The following is a 17,476-nucleotide window of genomic DNA, read 5'->3' as shown; positions in this document are numbered from 1 at the left end:
GTCAGCTGACGGGTGCCACGTAGCTCCACTGTCCGTCGACGCGGACGAAGGCGCTGTTCTCGTGCATGCTGCCGGGACGGCGATCCTGCCGGTAGTGGGCCCGGAACTCCACGGTGCCCTCGGCCTCGAGCAGGCCGCCGCCGGTCTTGCCGAGGATCTCCAGGAACGTCCAGCGCTGTCCCGGGTCGAGCTCGAGATCGGCGGGACGGGTCTTCGGATGCCAGGTCTTCGTGAGGTAGTCCGTGTCGCCGACGGCGAACGCGCTGAACCGCGACCGCATCAGGAGTTCGGCTGTCGGCGCTGTCGCGGTTCCCCGGTGGAAGCGGCCGCAGCAGGCCCCATAGGGCTCGCCGAGGCCGCACGGGCAACGGGATTCGTTGGTGATCGCGGGCACGTCCGCGATTGTGTCATCGCGGGGCGGCGGCGCTTTCGAGGTCTCGTGCCTGATCGAGCCAGCCGGTGAACAGTTCGGCGTCGATGTCGTCGGCCGAGCGCAGCTTGACGTGCGCCATCTCCCGCGCGCTCGCCTCGAGCCTGCCGGACGGGTCGTCGACGAGTTGTCCCTTCCAAAGGGCGAAAGTGACGTACGACGAGTACGCCTTCATCAGGCAGACGAGGTTCTTCCCCGCGGCTTCGCCCGCGCTCCAGGTCGGGGAGGCGTGGTACATCGCCTCGATGGAGCCCGGCAGGGCGGCGTTGACGATCGGACGCAGCGCGATGGCGACCTCGCGCAGGTTCTCGGGCAGGGCGGCGATGTAGTCGTCGACGTTCGCGAACTTGGCCATGACTTGATCCCTTCGGTCGGTGTGCGCCCAGCTAACCGTCCGAAGGTTCGAGTTGTCAAGACAAAAAAATTATTCGGTGGACTCCTTGTCGTCGAGCACGCCCCACCAGAGGAAGTCGCGGGCACGGGTCGCCGCGACCAGATGCTGCCTGCCGCGGAGCTCGCGGCGTTCCTCCTCGGCCTGCGGCCCGGTCACGTTCTCGCGGGTGTTCTCCAGCACCAGCACGGCCTCGAAGTCGAGCCCCTTGGCCCGGTGCACGGTGCCGACCTTGAGCTTGCCGTCGGCTTCGCCGGTGTAGTTCTCCAGCGCCAGCGTGGGGATCCCCGCCGCCCGCAGGATTTCGTTGCACCGGACAAGATCTTTGTGCTGGAAGACGATCAGCGCCGAATGATCGCGGCGGACCGGCAACCCGCGGACGGCGTCGACCAGCGCGACGGGAAGCTCGCGCGAGGTGCCGCGCCACGTGTCGGTGGTACCGCCCGCGCTGGCCGATTCGGCCGCGCGCAGGGCGACCCCGTCCGCGCCGTCGAGGTCGTCCACCCGGTTCGTCGCGTCGAAGCGCTGTGCGAAGCCCAGCACCTCGGCACGGTTGCGGTAGTTGACCTTCAGGATCTCGCCACGGCCCTGGATCGGGATCCCGGCGTCGGACAGCCGCCAGCCACCGGGATAGACCTGCTGCTGTCCGTCGCCCACCAGCAGGAGCTTGTTCGGACCGTCGCCCGCCAGTTCGCGCAACAGCCGCAGCCCGGTCAACGGGATGTCCTGGACCTCGTCGACGACGACCGCCGCGTACGGCGTTTCGAGCGGTCGCCGCAGGAGTTCGGCGCGGCCCAGTTCGATCAGGTCGTTGTGGTCGTGCGCGCCGTTGTCCGCGAGCCTGCGCTGGTAGTGCTCGTACAGGCCCCAGACGAGTTCCTTCTGGTTCGCGTTGAGGGGCAGGATCCGGCCCCGGCGGACGATCGCGAGGTAGCCGTCGAACGTCGTGATCCCGCGGCCCTTGATCACCCTGTCCAGCTCCGTGCGCCAGTAATCGGGGTGCGGTTCGATCGGCTCGAGCCTTTCACGGAAGGCGATCCACGCGAAGCTGAACGCGTTCTCGATCTGGGTCCGGTCCACGTTCACCCGGACTTCCCGGCCGGCGAGGAACCGGCGGACCCAGGCGTGCAGGTTCGTGAACTCGGCGCGCTCCTCCAGCTCCGGGGCCAGCCGGTCGAAGGCCGTCTTGATCACCGGCGGCAACGAGTGCACGTACGTGGTGAACAACAGCGGTCCGGTGCTGAGCCGGGCCAGATGCCTGAGCCGGTGCAGGGCGACGACCGTCTTGCCGGTCCCCGCCGGCCCGCTGATCCGCGCGGGACCCGAGTAGTCGCGTTTGACGATGGCGTTCTGCTGCGGATGCAGGAAGGTGAGCCAGGAGTCGAACGGCCGTCGCTGCGCCGCGCCGAGCTGGTCTTCGATCAGCTCGGCCGCGTCCAGCAGCCCCGCGGAGTCCGGTGCGCGATCCGGCTGCTCGACGGCCAGCGGACGGTAGGCGCGCAGGCGTCGTTCCGCCTGGTCGGCGATGAGGGCGACCAGCCGCCGGTCGAGGTGGAGCGCGTCGCGCCGGAAGATACGGTCGAGGCTGGCCTCGGTCAGCGACCAGTAGACGCCGTCCTGGCGGGGCTTGCCCGCACCCGGGCCGATCACCACGAGGTGGATCGCGCTTTCGGCCAGGGACCGGCCCTGCGGTCCGGGGATTCCGGCGAAGCGCTCCTTCGCGTGGCGCAAGACCTGGTGCGCGGTCTCGTCGTCCGGGCCCTTGTCGGCGATCAGGAGAGCGAGGACGCCCGTGCGCCCGATCAGGAACGCGTCTGCGCTCCGGTCGTCGTCCGACGGCAGCACGGCTTTGACCAGCAGCCGCCAGCCCGCGCCGGTCCGGCTGAGCAGCGCGGTGAGGACGTTGCGGTGCAGCGAATCGAGGTTGGTGAAGGTTCTTTCGAGAAGCTGCCTCGCTTGGGCTTCGAGTCGCCTTCTGGAGTGTTCGCTCCTGCTCAAAGTGCGTTCCGTTCCGTTGAGGGCAGGGTCAAGGGGCGGGGAATTCGACGGCGATCTCGACGGCGGTCTCCAGCGTCGCTTTGCTCGGCCGTCCCGCCGCGGGCGCGGACTCGGCGATCACGACCAGCTTCTTGCGCAGCCGAGAGTCGTAGTTCTCGCCGGTGAACCGGCCTCCGTGCTCCTTCTCGCCGAGGAGCGCGACATTGCCGGTGCCGTCCTTGTCGATGAGCCGTTTCAGCTCGCTCGCTTCGCTCGCCTTCGGCATCTTCACCCACGCGACGGACACGGCGATGGTGTTTCCGGATCCGTCGTCGATGGTGACGATCAGGCGATCGAGATCGACGCAGGGGTGACGCAGGAAGAATCGCTGGGCTTCACCGAAGGAATGGGGTCCGCACTTCAGTTCCCGTTTCGCGGTTCTCTTGAGCTGACGCCAGCCCAAGCGCTGCCATGCTTCGGAATGGCGGCCCTTTTGGGCGGACTTCTTGCTGGAGGATTTGCCTTTGAGGGCTTGGCCGGCGGCGGAATCCAGGGAGGCGGCGGTGCCGCCACCTATCCCGCTCGTAGCGGCCAAGACCACTCCCGCCGCGACCATCGCGCCCGCGCCGTACTTGTATTTGACCCAGCGACCGTCCGGTCCACGTGGCTGATTCACCATGAGGCATTCCGTCCCCTCCCAAGTCCGGAACGGCCGATCTTGCTCCGGACGCTGAGAAGGGACCGAGGACTTCTGGGTGAATACGCCCGAATGGCGCAGTCGATCTTCGGGTTTCCGCCGGTACTGAACAGTTCCGGGCATGCCGAGGGGCCCGTCGCCGGTGTGGCTGGCGGGCTCCTCGGGTCACACAGTGCAGTTGCGCCGGGGTTTTCGTAACGGATCCAGATACTGCGGCGGGATGAACTCCGGTAACCCGTCAGCTGCCATCTGGACTTCCCAGTCGCCGTGGTGGATCAGCCGATGGTGGAAGCCGCAGAGCAGCACGAGGTTGCGGAGGTCGGTGGGGCCGCCGTCTGCCCAGTGGTGGATGTGGTGGGCGTGGCAGTTCTTCGGTTTGCGATGACAGCCCGGGAACGCGCAGCCCCCGTCACGGATGTTCAAGGCGCGGCGTTGCCCTGGGGTGACGAACCGTCTCAGCCGTCCCACGTCCAGGGGCTCACCGGCCGCGTTCATCACGACGGGGAGCATCAGGCAGTCACAGGCCGCCATCCTGGCTTCGCGGGCCGTCATCGTCCCGACAAAATCGACACACGCCGTACCCAGACCGGACTTCAACTCCTCGAGGCCGATGGTGACGTGGATCAGGGTGCGGTAGCCGCTGGTCCCGGGCTGGTCCGGGCACGCGATCGCCAAGTCCAGCAGCTCGGCCCAGGCGTCACCTTGACGTTCGGCCTTCGTGCGCAGGTCGGCTTGGCCGAACTCGTCCATCGGGCGAGGCTTGGCGTAAGCCTCGAGTGCCGCGGCGGTCCGGGCCCCGGCCTCGTCGTCGAGGAGGCCGTTCAGTTTCCAGTAGCCGTCTTTGCGGCGTTCCAGGGTCAGCTCGCGGCGGGGTTGGGCGGGTTCGGGGTCTTTGGGTTCTTTGCCGTCGGGGTCGAGCCAGCCCAGCAGTTGGTCCCCGAGGTCCGACACCTGCTGGGGTCCGGCCTTTCGGGCGAGGTCGGCGAGGGTTGTCTCCGCGTGCTCCCGATCCTCCACCGATACCTCGGCGGGGATTTTCCGCAGGATCTCCACGATCTGCTTGATCCGTTCCTCGCCGATCGCACCCTCCGCCGCTGCTGCAGCGGTGGCGGGCGCGAAAGCCGGGATCTCTGTGCCGTCCAGGGCACGTGTGGGGTTCAGATCGATTGCGCGCTTCACATACGGCCGCGCTTCCCCCTGGCTCAGTCCCGCGACATCGGCGAACCACGCCAACGTCGTCCCATAACCGTATAAGTCTTTCGCGCCACGAGAATCAATCTCCGCCAAATACCGCCCCAACCCCGCGGAGGCGACCCGCATCACCTGCAAGAACTGATGCACGCCATGGGCGAGCTCCAGCTTGCCGGCGCGCCACAACTCCTGTGGCAACTCGGGAACAAAGGTCTCGGACACTTCTCCATAATACCGCAAACCTATCGAACAGGTGTTCGTAATTTTAAGCAACAACGTATCCTGCACATTCACCACTGACGGGTGATTCCAGCAGGACAGTGTCGCTACCCAAAGCGACATCGAACGTCATTAATGCATTTAGCCGACTAACTGCCACAGCAGCGAAGCAGGTCGCCTAACATCGGCAACATGACGACAGTGGAACTGACCCGCTTCAAGGTCCCGGCCGACCGCGCGGACGAACTGCTCCAGGCCCGCCCCGCGATGGTCGCCGACTTCCGGGCCGACAGGGAGGGCTTCCTCGACGCCCAGCTGATCCGGGTCGACGACGAGACCTGGCTCGACGTCGTGTGGTGGCGGTCCTCCGAGGACTTCGCCGCGTCGCGCGAGAAGGGTGCGAACCTGCCGGGGATCAAGGCCTTCTTCGCGCCGATCGCCGAGATGGTCTCCGTCGAGGAAGGCACCACCGAAGGCTATGCCTCTTGGGGGGGCGCGAAGCTCGCTAGCAGGGCTCTAGTCGAAGTTCGTGCTACTGGCCTCGTCTCGAAGGAATTCTTCTGTGTTGTACATCAGCTCTTCAGCGACACCCTCGCCATGGATCGCGTTGATGAGCTGGCACAGTTCCCATAGGGCAAAGACCCAGATGACCGACTCTGCCGACGATATCCCGACGGGAATCTGCAAGCGGTACTCTACTGCGGACTCCTGGGCCTGGGCTGCCCAGAGTGCACCTGCGACAAGCGGGAACTCGCACGCTACTGCGTCGACGTTAAAGCGCTTGAACAACTTGCGTACAAGCAGGTCTGCAACAAATTTTATTTCCTTGCTGCCATCTGAGTCGATGAGGGGCAGCTTGCCGTGGTAGAGCGCCCGCCCAGGCAGCATGATATCGACGAGGGACAGGCAGGCGCCGACCAACGCGTGTCTGTTGTCCTCGGTGGACTCCAATGACGGTGAATCATCGGTGTCGCCGGCAAGCAAGCTCTCCACCAGTCTGATCGCCGCTGGCAAGTCGCCAGGAACTACCGGTCCTTCCACCCCGCGGATGGCGACGATCCCTTCGGCGACGTCCGAACTGACAATCGCCCCGATTCGCTTGCCTCGCCGAGTCAAGTGAACCACGCGGTTCCTCAGCTCTACATCTTCCGTCAGTTCTTTCAGCTTGATGCGCGCCTCACGCACGCCGATCTCCGACTCGATGAGCGGCTCTCCCACCTCAAACATGGCGCGAAGCTAGCACGACGGTGCTCGTAAGGGCTGCTCCCGATGTGTACACATCGGGACTTGCATTCGAGTCGCGGATTCAAGCAGACTCGACAGGAATCGGGAGGGTTGAACCCAGCCTTTGAGTAGCTGTCAAGGAGATCGATAAGTGGGAAAAAGATCGAGAGCCGTACCGTCGAAACGACGCAATCGCAGGACTGAAAGAATCGGAAATTATAACATCGTTGCTGCTTTGATGCACATCATCAGCGGTTGGGGGTCGACGGCTCGTTTTTTGTTTCTCCTCGTCGGCTGCGCTGCGGTGGTCGGTGCTTCGATCTGGCTGTTGGACCTGAGTATCACGTTCGGTCCTGTACGAATCGATCAGCCGTGACCAGGTCATGATGGCATCGAGGCGAGGTCGGCGAAGTTTAGCTGCGCTAACGGCTTCTCCTGTTCGTCCACTAGGGTCCGCCCACATGCCGGGACGGGAAATAACTCCGCCGACCGGCTGTTGACCTGGGAGAACGAGCAAGGTCACGGAAGGGATCGGCGATGACCACAAGCCTGGAGACGTTCACGCAGGACTGGCGAGACTGGAAGGCCCAGCGCGAGCGCGATCTCGCCGACCCGCTCGGCTGGCTCGCCCTGGTCTCGCTCGACTGGCTCGAGGACAAGCCCCGCGCGTACGAGGGGCTGCCCGGCGTGTGGTGGCAGGACGCCGACGCGGCTTACCTCGACCCGCAGGGCGCGGACCTCTCGTACGACGGCGAGCGGGTCACCGGCGTCCGCCGCTTCGAGCTGGTCAACAGCGGTGCGACCACCCGGGTCGTCGCCGGGGACATCGAGATCGAGGTCGCGCGCCGCGGCGGGTACCTGATCCGCGCGCACGACCCGAAAGCTCCGGTGCTGAACGCTTTCCGCGGCGTCCCGGCGTACGAGCCCGACGCGGCGTGGGTGCTGTCCGGCACCTTCGAGCCCTTCGACGAGCCGCGGCCGACCACGGTCGGCGCGGTCGTCGAAGGACTCAGCCACGTCTATGTCTCCCCGGGCATCGTGCGCTTCGAACACGACGGCGTGGAGCACACGCTCACCGCGTTCAACGGCAAGAAGGACGGCCTGCTCATCCTGTTCACCGACGCCACGAGCGGAGTGACCACTTACGCGGCCAACCGGTCGCTCGAGGTGCCCGCTCCCGCCGAGGACGGGGCCGTCGTCCTCGACTTCACCCGCGCGCTGAACCTGCCGTGCGCGTTCACCGACTTCGCGACCTGCCCCCTGCCGCCGGCGGGCAACGAACTGTCGTTCGCGGTGGAAGCGGGGGAGAAGCTGCCTTACGAGCGGCTGGGCTGAACCGTCGCGAGCGCCGTCATCGCCTCCTGTTCGCGCTGGGCCAGTTCGGACAGGACGGCGGAGGCGTCGGTCAGGTGCCGGGTATCGCCGGTTTCCCCGGCCAGCGTGCACAATCGCGCGACCTCGGTCCACAGTGGAGTGACCTCGCGGTACTTCTCGCCGGCCACCCGGAGGCCGGCGTCGTCGACGTGTGCCGCGCATTCTTCGAGAAAGTCGCGGTAGATCCGGCGGAAGAGCGCGCCGCCGGTCCCCGCCCGTTCCATCAGGACGGCGGCCTGCGGGAGGTCGCGGGCCGGATCGCTGCTGCGGTCCAGCCATTTCCTCACCTGGACGGCGGCCTTGCCGATCCCGCGATATCCGAGGTTGGCGATGGGCGGGTTCAGGAACTCCGCCGCGTTGGCCCGCACGGCCGTGCGGACGACGTCGGCAAGCGGTTTGGGAGGCGCATCCGCGGTGATGGTGAACGAGCGGTTCTTCGCCGTCATGGGGCCCTTCTCGCCGCGAGCGAGCTCCAGGCTGGCCAAGGACGTCGACACGGCACCACCCTGCTGTGCGGTGTCGACCAGGAAGGCACGTTCCTCGTCGTAGCCGTACAACGCGGCGAAGTGCCCTCCAAAGTGGACTTTCGACGTGAAGTACTCGAGATGGTACGAGTCGAGCTGCAAGCCGACCGGGACACCGGCGTCGAGCTGCTCGGTCACGTTCCGCCAAGCCGTGCGCGCCGACGTGGTCTCCTTGACACGCAGGGTCAGTCCAAGATGCCCGGCCAGTTTCCCCGTGATCTCGGCGGGTTTGCTGCGCCCGCCGAGGAAAGGGAACGGCAGGTTCTTCCCGTCCCAATAGATGAAGCCCAGACCTTCGCCGAGTCCGAACAGCATCGGCTCGGACAGCTCGATCCCGGCGTGCCGCAGGAGGACGTCGAGAGTGCTGGTCTCGCAGTGCTCGCCGCCCGTGGTCTCGATGCCGTCGAGGATCACGCGGTCACCGGCCAGGCGATCTCGGTGCGGTAGGACTCGGGCGCGACCGACGGTCCGGGCGCCACCAGGTACAACTCCTCGGCGGGCCCGGCCGGGACGCGGTCGCGTTCGGCGATCCAGCGGCCCAGCGAGCGGTAGGCCGTTTCGACATCGTCGTAGGCACCTTCGTGGATCGTCGCCGCGAGCAGGCCACCCGGAAGCTCGGCGGAATCGATCTCTCCGTCGTCTCGCACGGGCCCGTCCACCGGGACGAACAGTTCGACGGTCAACTCGTCGGGATCTTCGGTGAGGTAACGGGTCCCGGGCGGCCCGGACAGGGTGACGCCTTGTGCGTCGACCGCCGCGAACAGCCGCGCGTACGCGGGACCGACCAGTTCGGCAAGGCCGCTCAGCGGGGTCCGGATGCGCAGGCGGGCGATCGGCTGCGGGGCGCGCACACGCTCGTAGACGTGCAGCCACCGTGTCGGCTCGGCGAGGACGGAGTCGAGTTCGCCGCTGATCGCCGCGAGTTCCGCGGCCCGCGCCGCCACCCGGTCGTGATGCCGCTTGATCGCGGCCTTCACGTCGTCCGGGGTGCCCGCGGCGAGGATCTCGGCGATCTCCGCCAGCGGCACCTCCAGTTCCCGCAGCCGCCGGATCAGGCTCGCGGCGGCGAACTGTTCGAGCGAGTACCGGCGGTATCCGCTGCCGGGGTCGATCCGAGCGGGTACCAGCAGCCCGAGCCGGTCGTAGTTCCGCAACGCGCGGACCGACAGCCGGGTGGCGTGCGCGAACACGCCGATCGGCATCAAGGTCGTCATGGGACCAGCCTGAACCCTCTCCCGGGGAGAGGGTCAAGCCGGTACCTCACCCCAGTGACAACCGATCGAGATCCGGGGCGGACGCGTGGTCGTTGGCCAGCTCGATCGTGTTCGCCCCCGCTCGCAGTTCGACCGGCAACGACGTCGTGAGCTGGGTGTTGTTGCCCGCGCCGTCGACCTTCACCTCGACCGGCGCGCCGCCGTTCACCGTGACGAAGTACGACCGCGGTCCGTTCACGGTGAAGTCGATATAGAGGGTGTAGCGCCTCGTCTCGGGCACGGTGACGTTCTCGAACACCACGGACGAGTCCGGGTCACCGCCGATGTTGCGGACCTTCTGGCCGCCCGAGCACACCCCGCAGTTCGTGACGCCCGCGCTGCCGACGTCGTTCGCCGAGTCCTCGGCCTCCCGCATGAAGACGCGGTCCGCGGGCAGCGGGCTCACGCGCACCGGCTTGCTCACCGATTTCGCCCGTCCGAGCAGGTCGAACGACGCCGTGACCGGGATGTCCGCCGCGGTGACGCCTTCGGGGGAGACCAGCGTCCACGAGGCTTCGAGTTCGTTCCCGACTCGCATGGACGCCGCGGCGGCGGGAGTGCCCTGCACCGTCCAGCCCGCCGGGACGACCGGAGCCAGGGTGACTCCGTTGATCGTGTCGTCGGCGTCGAGTCGCAGCTTCGCGGTCACCCGCAGGGATTGGCGCCCCGTCGAAAGCCATTGGACACCGCCGGGTTCGACGGTCAGGGTCGTTTTCGGCGTGTAGGACGGGGGCGGCAGGGGAGCGATCGCGATCCGGTCGAGGCCCGGTCCCGAGGCGGCGTCGCTGAAGATCTTGAGGGTGTTGGCACCGGCCTTCAGCGAAACGGGGATCGCCGTCGAGGTCACGACGCCCGGTGTGCCGGCGCCGATCGCGGTCTCGACGGGAGCACCGCCGTTGACGCTCACCGCGACCGACGTCGCGGACCCGCTCGTGGTGTCGAGCTGCAGCCGGTGACTCCCGGCTTCCGCGACCGTCACTCCCGGGTAGGTGACCGAGTTGCGCGGACCGCCGCCGAGCCCGGTGACCTGGAACGAGCCGGAGCAGGAGGAGCACCAGCCCAGCCGGGCACGGCCGTCGTTGTCGTTGCGGAAGGCTTCGGCCTCCAGCGGGACCTGCGCGCCGAAGACCGAGTTCGGGTGGCCGTACGCCACCTTGATCTCGTCGATGGCCAATTGCCGGTAGAAGGGCTTCGCCTCCGGCCCTGACCAGGTGTTCAGTACCTCGAGTTTGATGAACCGGGTCTGCCGTTCGCCGAGATCGATGAACTGCACGCCGCGGGCGCTCGGCATCGCGCCGGTGCGGATCGGCTCGCCCCAGTGCTTGCCGTCATCACTGACGTAGACGCGATAGTCCTTGATCCGGGACGAATCCTCCGGCCTGCCGAACGATTCCCGCGCGTGCGTCGGCGACATCTCGCGCTGGTTCACCGCGAGTGAGGTCGCCGGTCGCCGCTTGCCGAGGTCCAAGGTCAGGGAGACCGGTTGCCTGCCGTCGGCGTCCCAGTAGTTCTCGAAGTTCCCGTCGACCAGGTTCGATGCCGGATGCCCCGCACGCGAGGACGAAGCGGTCGCCTTGATCGTGCGAGAGTCGTGGAAGTACTGTTGCCCGGCCGTTTCCACCTTGAACACCGTGTCGTAGGTGTCCCAGTCCTTGATGTCCACAAGGGTCAGATAACCGGCGGATTGGCTGAACCGCAGCGCTTTACCCGTGCGCAGGTCGGACACCTTGGTCACCTTGTATCCGTTGTCGCGCAAGCGCAGCAGGTCGGTGCGCGGCCGGGTGACCACGTGGAGGTACTGCGTCCGGGCGCCGGGCTCGACGGTGATGACGCCGTGCGCGCCGTCGTTCCAGAATCCGGGCTGCATCCCGCCGTACAGGTAGCCGCCGCCCTCTTTGCCCTGGAGCGAGGACTTGATCGGCGGCACCCAGCTCGCCATGAAGTTGTTGTACGCCTCCTGCTGTGGCGGGAACTTCCCGTTCACCATCGGGGTTTCGGCCATCAGTGACTTCATCGACGAACCGGCGTTGGCGATGTAGCGCCCGGTGGACAGCCGGAAGTCGACGGCCTGATCGGTGCCGTCGTACCACCAGGCGCCGTTGGTCGGCAGTTTGTAGTCGGCCTCGGTGAGCCGCGGCATCGGGGTGAACGCGGCCTGCGGGTAGTCGTACGGCGGGGTGATGCCGGTCTTCTGCTCGTTGCTGACGGTGTCCATGATCGACGTGTCCTCGTTGTTGTTGCTCAGCAACCAGGAGGGCCGTTTCTCGCGGATCTGTTCGTAGAGCTTGTTCTTCTCCCAGTAGTCGTTGTCGTTGTCGATCCAGAACCCGGCGAGGTCCGAGTAGCGGTCCATGACCTCGTGGAAGAGGTCGTAGCTGTACTCGCCGAACCCGGGCCGTGTGGTCAGGTCGACCTGCTTGCCCTTGTGGGCGGAGTACGCGGCGGAATCCAGCGACTCGACACCGGTTTCCTTGTGCCACTGGGGATCGTCGGTCATGTACAGGATCGTCCGGACGCCCTTGGCGTTGCCCGCTTCGACGAGTTCGCCGAGGAGGTCGCGGCGCGTGGCGCAGCTGCCCGGGATCTTCGACGGCCACGGCCGCGCGTAACCCAGCCTGCTGTGGAAGGTGGCGAGCACGATGTAGGAGGCGCCGAGTTTGCGGGCTTCGTCCACCCAGTAGTCGGCGCTCCAGCCGCCGTCGGTGACGGCGCGTTCCCAAGCGGCGCAGTCGGTCTGGCGTGGTGCGGTGAACATGCCCCAGTGGAGGAAGAGGCCCGCGGTCGCCTCGCGCAGCCACTGCTGGCGGGGATGGTGCACCTCCGCGCTCGCCGTCGTCGTGGTGAGCAGGCCGGCCAGCAGGGCGAGGACCAAGGCGAGCCAGGCGGTGCGTTGCGCTCGAACTCTCATGACCATCCGCTCTCATCCGGGCGTGGTTGCCGAGAGATCCGATGATTGCGGCAGATATCCGAGTGGTCAAGACCCGCTGAGCGGGACAGCGGCTCAGTCATCCGAGGTTTAACGAGCGAAGGCCCCCTCGCCACAAGGGTGAGGGGGCCTTCGGATCAGAGACGGAGTCAGCCGCGCAGGATGTTCAGCGTGGCTCCCGCGGTGAAGCTGTCGATCGTCACCGCGTAGAGGTGCTCACCGCCGGGGCCCCAAGCGAGACCTCCGGGAGCGAGCTGTGTCTTGTCCGTCGCCAGCCGGGTGAAGTCGTACTGGCGGCTCGGGGTGTGGTTCCCGTCGCGGAAGATGTACACGGCCGGGCCGAACGCGATGTCGACCCCGCCTGCCAGGACGTTCGCGTCCCGGCTGACCGCGACGGAGTTCGGGTAGGCGTCGGTCTCGTAACCGGCCTGCGGCACCAGGCCTTCCGTCGTGTAGACCCGCACGTCGTAGGGAGAACCGGAACCCACGGAGTGGAAGTACGCACCGTCGTTGGACAGCTCGATGTCCTTCACGTAGTCGCCGACCCAGCCGGAGGCCTGCTCGACCGGACCGGTGCCGGTGTCACGGAAGATCCGGGCCGTGGACGGCGAAACACCCGTGACGGCCGTCGCGATCAGGTCCGGGCGTCCCGGTGACGTGGCCAGCAGCGGGGCGCCGTACTCGTCGGGACCCAGGAGGTCCAGGCGGACATCGCCGAACGTGGAGCCGACGGTCGCGCTGCCGAAGTTGGCGTCTCCTGTGTGGCAGGCGTACCCGAAGTAGATCTTGTTACCGGAGACGGCCAGTTCTTTCGGGCAGAGCGTGCCGTCGCCGACCCGGTGCCGGGCGGTCTCCGCGAGGGTGAGCGTGTCGATCGCCGAAATCGCGCCACCGCGGGAAAGCGCGACGAACAGCGTGCCGCCGTCGGCGCTGAGCGCGAGGCCCGAGGCTCCGGGCTGGTTGTCGAGCCTGCGGATCAAGGTGCCGGAGAGGTCGGTGACCACCACGGCGTTGTCCGCGCGGTTGCTGACGAAAACGTGCCCGCGGCCGGGATCGACCAGGATGTCGGTGAATCCCGTCAGCGGCAGGTTCACCGCCTTGTGGTCCTCCGCCGCGGTGGCGGGCAGGGCGGCGCCCACGAGTGTGGTGACCGCCAAGAGGGCAGCAAAGACAGACCTTCGTAATGAACGCATTCCGAAGTATTCCTCCCAGTAACGAGCCCGATCAGGGGCTCGTGGAAGAAACGCTAGCGGATCTCGTTCCCGGCCCGGACTCCGGGCGGGCGCCCGCCCGGAGTCCGATCAGCCCCGTTCAGATGTTGAAACCGGGGTGGGTGGCGAAGGCGTTGTCGATCACGAGATTGCCCCGCTGACGGGCTCGTTCACGCAGCGCCGACGTCGTGCGGGCGCCTTGGGCGAAGAACCACCACAGGTAGAGGGCGCCGTACATCCACGCGCCCTCGTAGCCCCAGGTCGAGTCGGCGCCGCTCTTGCCGGCGCCGAACACCGAACCCGCCGGGAAGTTCGCGTTGTGCGGCTTCCCGCCCTGGTGCCGTGACTCGTGGATCAACGTCTCGGCGCGGCCGGGAACGTCCTTGGAGTACCAGAATCCCAGGTACAACTCGATCCGGTCGTCGACGAACACTCCTTTGAACGACGTGGCGATGGCGCTGCCGTCACCGCAAAGCGAGCGGAGGTCGTCGCAGTTGTCGCGGACGTAGCGGCGCGCCCAGTTCAGCATCGCGCCGGAATAGGCGTCGTTCTCGTAATCCTGCGCCGAATAGGTCAGCAGGTAGCACGCGTTGAACGTCCGCGCCAGCGGCTTGTCGGTGTTGCACGCGTCTTCCCAGCCGAAGCCTTCGTCCCAGTAGTCCTTGTTGCCGGCGAAGCCGTAGGTGTTCCAGAAATAGTCGATGTAGGTCTGATTGCAGATCGAAGCACCGTAGAAATTGTCCCCGGTCACATTCTTGTCCGGCACGGTGTAGCTGCAAGTGGCCATCGGAGATCACCTGTCTGTAGAAGGAATTTCGTTCGGTTCAGGAGCGCGGGGGCTCCGGCGGGGGCACGTCGTCGGTCCGCGTGTCCTTCACGTACCGGCCGCCGACGGCCTGCGGAACGGCGCGGACGTCGACCCGCCGGATGCCCAGCAGACGCTCGTCTTCGGTGCCGCCGAGCGCCTCGCGCACCTGGGTGGTGAGGTCGGTGTCACCGGTCTCGGCGATGGCCTGGACCGCCGCGCGCCGCACCGTGAACACCTCGTGCCGGGTCTGCCGCAGCAGCAGTTCCTTCGCCGCGTCGTCTCCGGCGGATGCCAGTCGTGCCAACGCTTCCACGGCGGTGGTACGGATGATCACCTCTTCGCCGACGGTGCTGAACCCGTGTGCCGGGTCCTCGGAACGCTCCGGCGGGATCGGCTGGCGCAGCACGTTTTCCAGTACCGGGACGGCTGTCGCGTGCCGCAGGTCGGTGAGCAGCTGGACCAGGCCCCAGCGCTCGAGGTACTGATCCTCGGACAGGGCGCCGTACTGCTCGCCGAGTGCCGGGACGACCTCGTCCGCACGCTCGCGAAGCCGGTCGAGGCTCCGCTGGTAATTGCGTTCGGCGTCCTCACCGGACGCGGCCATGGTTTCGGCGGCCTGGGTCACCAGCTCGCCGATTTCGCCGTTCGAGAAGCTTCCGAGTCCCGAACTGCTCGGGCCCGCTTCGAGATTGTCTCCGCCCGGGCCCAAGGAAGGGGTGTCGGGATTGCGTGGGGTCGGCATGAGGTTCTCCTTCGCAGCGGCGTGATGCTGACGGAAGGAAGGAACGCGATACCGAACCGCAGATACCTGTTTTTCCGAAAATTCGCCTCTTGGGGCAGTTCGGGATTTTCACCGCGGGAATCCGAAAAGGATTTTGATCACCGAAGTCATCCGGCGGCCGAAAAGCCTTCACGGATTCCCGCTCGTGATCAATGGCGGACGTCGATGACGACACGGTTCGGTGAGGACAGGGTGAACACGCTGACCGCTGTTCTCGACCGGACGCCGAGTCCGATGGACAAGGTGGCTTCGTAGTCGCCGGTGACCGCGACCGCCATGACGTTGCGCAGATCGCGGGTCCGGAACTTCTGCGGGCCGGGATAAGTCGGGTTGCCCGCGTCGTTGTGCGCGGCCGCCGGAGTGGCGGTGACGGCGATGAAGTACTCGCCGGTCAGCCAGACGATCTCGCCCGAGCCGTCGGCGATCAACTCGTCGACGAGGTCGTACCGGACGGTCGGCGCCGGACCCGCGGTCAGGTCCAGCACGATCCGGTCGAAGCCGGGGTTCTGGCCGGTGCGGATCCCCGTCATCGTGGGGATCGCCTGTGCCGCTACGGAAGCCGGTGCGACTGCCGCGATGGCGCCGGTCAGCATGAGCGAGGTGGCGGCGAGCGCCCCGAGCGCGCGCCGGAGAGAGATGGTCATGGCGGTGACCTCCTGCCGGAGAGTTGGTTCCGGAAAGACGTCCGTGGTGAGGCGGGGGTTGTATTCTTCGCGCTATCGTTACTGATCGCGGAATTGTCGTCGAGTGATCTCGAAATCAGCGGGGAGATGGTTTCTGGCGGACGCGATGGCATCGAGTCTCGGAGTGGAACTCGCCCTTGTCGAATCCGTCGCGGATGGTGTACTAGTACACCAAGGGGTGCGACGGCCGGCGGACCTCGCCGACTCTGATCTTTCACGGTCAGGAGGAGTTTCTTGTCGAGGGCGGCTCTCCGATCATCCGGCCGTCGTCCTGCCGCGCCGCGCATTGTCGATCATCGCCACGAACAGTGGAGGGCGTCTTGACGATCCAGGTGGAGTGGGAGCGGTTTTCCTGTTCGGTGGCCGCGGTCGAAGTCGCTCTGCGCTGGCTCGCGATCCGCAAGGACGGCGGGCCGCTCGGGTTCCTGCGCTACGCGATCGAAGACCCGGCGAGCGAGTCGGCCGCCGCCCTCGGCGCGCTTGTCCGGCCGACGGAGTCGATGACCACGGCGACTCCGGAGGTACGGGCGCTCGCGGTCTGGGGATTGATCCTCGACGAGATCAGCCGGATAGGGCCGACCTGGGAATCGACGGGCCGCGACATTCTGAACGCCGCGTTCCGGCTCGGTGGGGTGGCGTGGGAGCCGACCCTCGACGACCGTTTCGGACAGTTGAGAAACCTTCCAGGCGTGTTCGAAGTTCCGCCGCCGACCACGACGACGCCCATGCACCACGCCTGGCGGCGCGCGGTGAGTGACAAGCTTTCTCCTTGCCTGGCAAGGAAGTTTGAAGTGCTCGCGCGCGACGGTGAAGCATGGCGGACTTACGTGCAAATCGCTCGGAACTCCTTTTCGGGACCTCCGGTGTCCGGGCCCCGGACGCCCTCGGACGGGATACAGCCCGTTTTCCTGGAACGTCAGCTGGTGGCCGTGGAAATGCGGCACAGGACCGCATATCGCCGGCTGACGGTGAGGAACCTCGTAGCCTGTGAGAACGGTGTCGACGGTTACACGGCGCGGGCTCGGACCGGGTGGGCCGGGGCGCTGGCGTCCACGCCTGTCAAAGGGATCTTCGGTTGCCGTGCCGAGACCCGGCTAGGGGCACAACCAGGGGATCCGCTGACCGTGGATCTGCGCTTCCCGAAACCGCTGCGCGAAGGCGAGCGTCACGAGTTCATTTCCCTCGCCTGCGATGAGGACCTCGACGAGGAGCGGTATTGGATCAACGTCGATGTCGACCATCACGGAATCGCACCGCGTGAGATGGACGGCGAAGGAAAGGTGACTGGAGGCCTGAGCGTCAGCATTACCTTCGACGACTGCGTCCCCGAGGCCTGCTGGTGGTACGCGGAACAGTCCGAGTGCGAACGCCAGGTCCGCCCGCCCGCCGGTGATCGGCGTCTGCTCGAGATCCGGCGAAGCATCGTCGAGCACACTTTTCAGGGACCCTGTCGTCCGCGGGAGGAGTACGGGATCGCTTTTCATTGGCCGAGGGGTCAGTAAAACCAGCGTCGAGTGATCGCTCAGGGTAGTTGGGCTGCCTGTTCGCCAGGCAGCCCCGTTCAGGAACGTCGTCAGCTCACCAGCCGCGTTCGCGCCACTCCGCCACGTGCGGCCGCTGCTCACCCAGCGTCGAGTCATCCCCGTGCCCCGGGTAGAACCACGTCTCATCCGGCAGCTCGTCGAAGATCCGCGAAGACACATCGTCGACCAACGTCGTGAACTCCTCCGGCGAGTTCGTCTTGCCGACCCCACCCGGGAACAGCGTATCGCATTAGAGGTGAACAT

16 protein-coding genes and 1 pseudogene are annotated in these 17,476 nt (G+C 66.6%); 3 read left to right on the top strand and 14 right to left on the bottom strand.

What is annotated here, in order from left to right:
- Nucleotide 1 precedes the first annotated feature (1 nt).
- The 5 genes from ACLJPX_RS06335 to ACLJPX_RS06315 all read right to left on the bottom strand — a co-directional run bounded on the left by ACLJPX_RS06335 (nucleotide 2) and on the right by ACLJPX_RS06315 (nucleotide 4,908).
- The gene (locus tag ACLJPX_RS06335) at nucleotides 2-394 is read right to left on the bottom strand and encodes a YchJ family protein (protein WP_410599181.1); all 393 of its coding nucleotides are present in this window, start codon (nucleotides 392-394) and stop codon (nucleotides 2-4) included.
- A 13-nt stretch (nucleotides 395-407) separates the two neighbouring features.
- Nucleotides 408-785: a DUF1801 domain-containing protein gene (locus tag ACLJPX_RS06330; RefSeq protein WP_410599180.1), complete on the bottom strand. Its 378-nt coding sequence runs from the start codon at nucleotides 783-785 to the stop codon at nucleotides 408-410.
- Nucleotides 786-854: 69 nt separating this feature from the next.
- Nucleotides 855-2,819 (bottom strand): UvrD-helicase domain-containing protein, encoded by a 1,965-nt coding sequence (locus tag ACLJPX_RS06325; protein WP_410599179.1) that lies wholly within the window; start codon nucleotides 2,817-2,819, stop codon nucleotides 855-857.
- Between the two features lie 28 nt (nucleotides 2,820-2,847).
- Nucleotides 2,848-3,477: a hypothetical protein gene (locus tag ACLJPX_RS06320; RefSeq protein WP_410599178.1), complete on the bottom strand. Its 630-nt coding sequence runs from the start codon at nucleotides 3,475-3,477 to the stop codon at nucleotides 2,848-2,850.
- Between the two features lie 183 nt (nucleotides 3,478-3,660).
- On the bottom strand, nucleotides 3,661-4,908 hold the full coding sequence (locus ACLJPX_RS06315; RefSeq protein ID WP_410599177.1) for a DUF222 domain-containing protein: 1,248 nt from the start codon (nucleotides 4,906-4,908) through the stop codon (nucleotides 3,661-3,663).
- A gap of 198 nt (nucleotides 4,909-5,106) precedes the next feature.
- On the opposite strand from ACLJPX_RS06315, the gene ACLJPX_RS06310 reads away from it, so the two are divergent.
- Complete coding sequence (locus tag ACLJPX_RS06310) at nucleotides 5,107-5,538, top strand: antibiotic biosynthesis monooxygenase (RefSeq protein WP_410599176.1); 432 nt, start codon at nucleotides 5,107-5,109, stop codon at nucleotides 5,536-5,538.
- Here ACLJPX_RS06310 and ACLJPX_RS06305 read toward each other — a convergent pair.
- Entirely contained in the window at nucleotides 5,422-6,132 is a 711-nt protein-coding gene (locus tag ACLJPX_RS06305; protein WP_410599175.1) for a hypothetical protein, read from the bottom strand. The two genes, ACLJPX_RS06310 and ACLJPX_RS06305, sit on opposite strands and share 117 nt — an antisense overlap.
- 534 nt (nucleotides 6,133-6,666) lie before the next feature.
- Here ACLJPX_RS06305 and ACLJPX_RS06300 point away from each other — a divergent pair.
- The gene (locus ACLJPX_RS06300; RefSeq protein WP_410599174.1) at nucleotides 6,667-7,464 is read left to right on the top strand and encodes a DUF1684 domain-containing protein; all 798 of its coding nucleotides are present in this window, start codon (nucleotides 6,667-6,669) and stop codon (nucleotides 7,462-7,464) included.
- Here ACLJPX_RS06300 and ACLJPX_RS06295 read toward each other — a convergent pair.
- The 7 genes from ACLJPX_RS06295 to ACLJPX_RS06265 form a co-directional block, all read right to left on the bottom strand.
- Complete coding sequence (locus tag ACLJPX_RS06295) at nucleotides 7,446-8,441, bottom strand: BtrH N-terminal domain-containing protein (RefSeq protein ID WP_410599173.1); 996 nt, start codon at nucleotides 8,439-8,441, stop codon at nucleotides 7,446-7,448. The two genes, ACLJPX_RS06300 and ACLJPX_RS06295, sit on opposite strands and share 19 nt — an antisense overlap.
- On the bottom strand, nucleotides 8,438-9,241 hold the full coding sequence (locus tag ACLJPX_RS06290; protein WP_410599172.1) for a MerR family transcriptional regulator: 804 nt from the start codon (nucleotides 9,239-9,241) through the stop codon (nucleotides 8,438-8,440). The genes ACLJPX_RS06295 and ACLJPX_RS06290 overlap by 4 nt, the downstream gene beginning before the upstream one ends.
- 46 nt (nucleotides 9,242-9,287) lie before the next feature.
- On the bottom strand, nucleotides 9,288-12,194 hold the full coding sequence (locus ACLJPX_RS06285) for an alpha-L-fucosidase (RefSeq protein WP_410599171.1): 2,907 nt from the start codon (nucleotides 12,192-12,194) through the stop codon (nucleotides 9,288-9,290).
- 161 nt (nucleotides 12,195-12,355) lie between these two features.
- Complete coding sequence (locus ACLJPX_RS06280) at nucleotides 12,356-13,363, bottom strand: YncE family protein (protein WP_410599170.1); 1,008 nt, start codon at nucleotides 13,361-13,363, stop codon at nucleotides 12,356-12,358.
- A gap of 154 nt (nucleotides 13,364-13,517) precedes the next feature.
- The gene (locus ACLJPX_RS06275; protein ID WP_410599169.1) at nucleotides 13,518-14,204 is read right to left on the bottom strand and encodes a hypothetical protein; all 687 of its coding nucleotides are present in this window, start codon (nucleotides 14,202-14,204) and stop codon (nucleotides 13,518-13,520) included.
- A 37-nt stretch (nucleotides 14,205-14,241) separates the two neighbouring features.
- Nucleotides 14,242-14,967, bottom strand: a complete 726-nt coding sequence (locus ACLJPX_RS06270) for a HEAT repeat domain-containing protein (protein WP_410599168.1) — start codon at nucleotides 14,965-14,967, stop codon at nucleotides 14,242-14,244.
- A gap of 188 nt (nucleotides 14,968-15,155) precedes the next feature.
- Nucleotides 15,156-15,650 carry a hypothetical protein gene (locus ACLJPX_RS06265; protein WP_410599167.1) on the bottom strand — a complete coding sequence of 165 codons (495 nt, stop codon included), beginning with the start codon at nucleotides 15,648-15,650 and terminating at the stop codon, nucleotides 15,156-15,158.
- 398 nt (nucleotides 15,651-16,048) lie between these two features.
- Between ACLJPX_RS06265 and ACLJPX_RS06260 the strand changes: the two genes are divergently transcribed.
- Entirely contained in the window at nucleotides 16,049-17,191 is a 1,143-nt protein-coding gene (locus ACLJPX_RS06260) for a hypothetical protein (RefSeq protein ID WP_410599166.1), read from the top strand.
- A 76-nt stretch (nucleotides 17,192-17,267) separates the two neighbouring features.
- Here ACLJPX_RS06260 and ACLJPX_RS06255 read toward each other — a convergent pair.
- A pseudogene (locus ACLJPX_RS06255) lies at nucleotides 17,268-17,459 on the bottom strand (MBL fold metallo-hydrolase); the annotation flags it as partial.
- Between the last annotated feature and the right edge of the window lie 17 nt (nucleotides 17,460-17,476).

The sequence above is a fragment of the Amycolatopsis sp. lyj-90 genome (genome assembly GCF_046549035.1).
Taxonomy (GTDB): domain Bacteria; phylum Actinomycetota; class Actinomycetes; order Mycobacteriales; family Pseudonocardiaceae; genus Amycolatopsis.
This window is presented reverse-complemented; position numbering and strand designations above follow the sequence as displayed.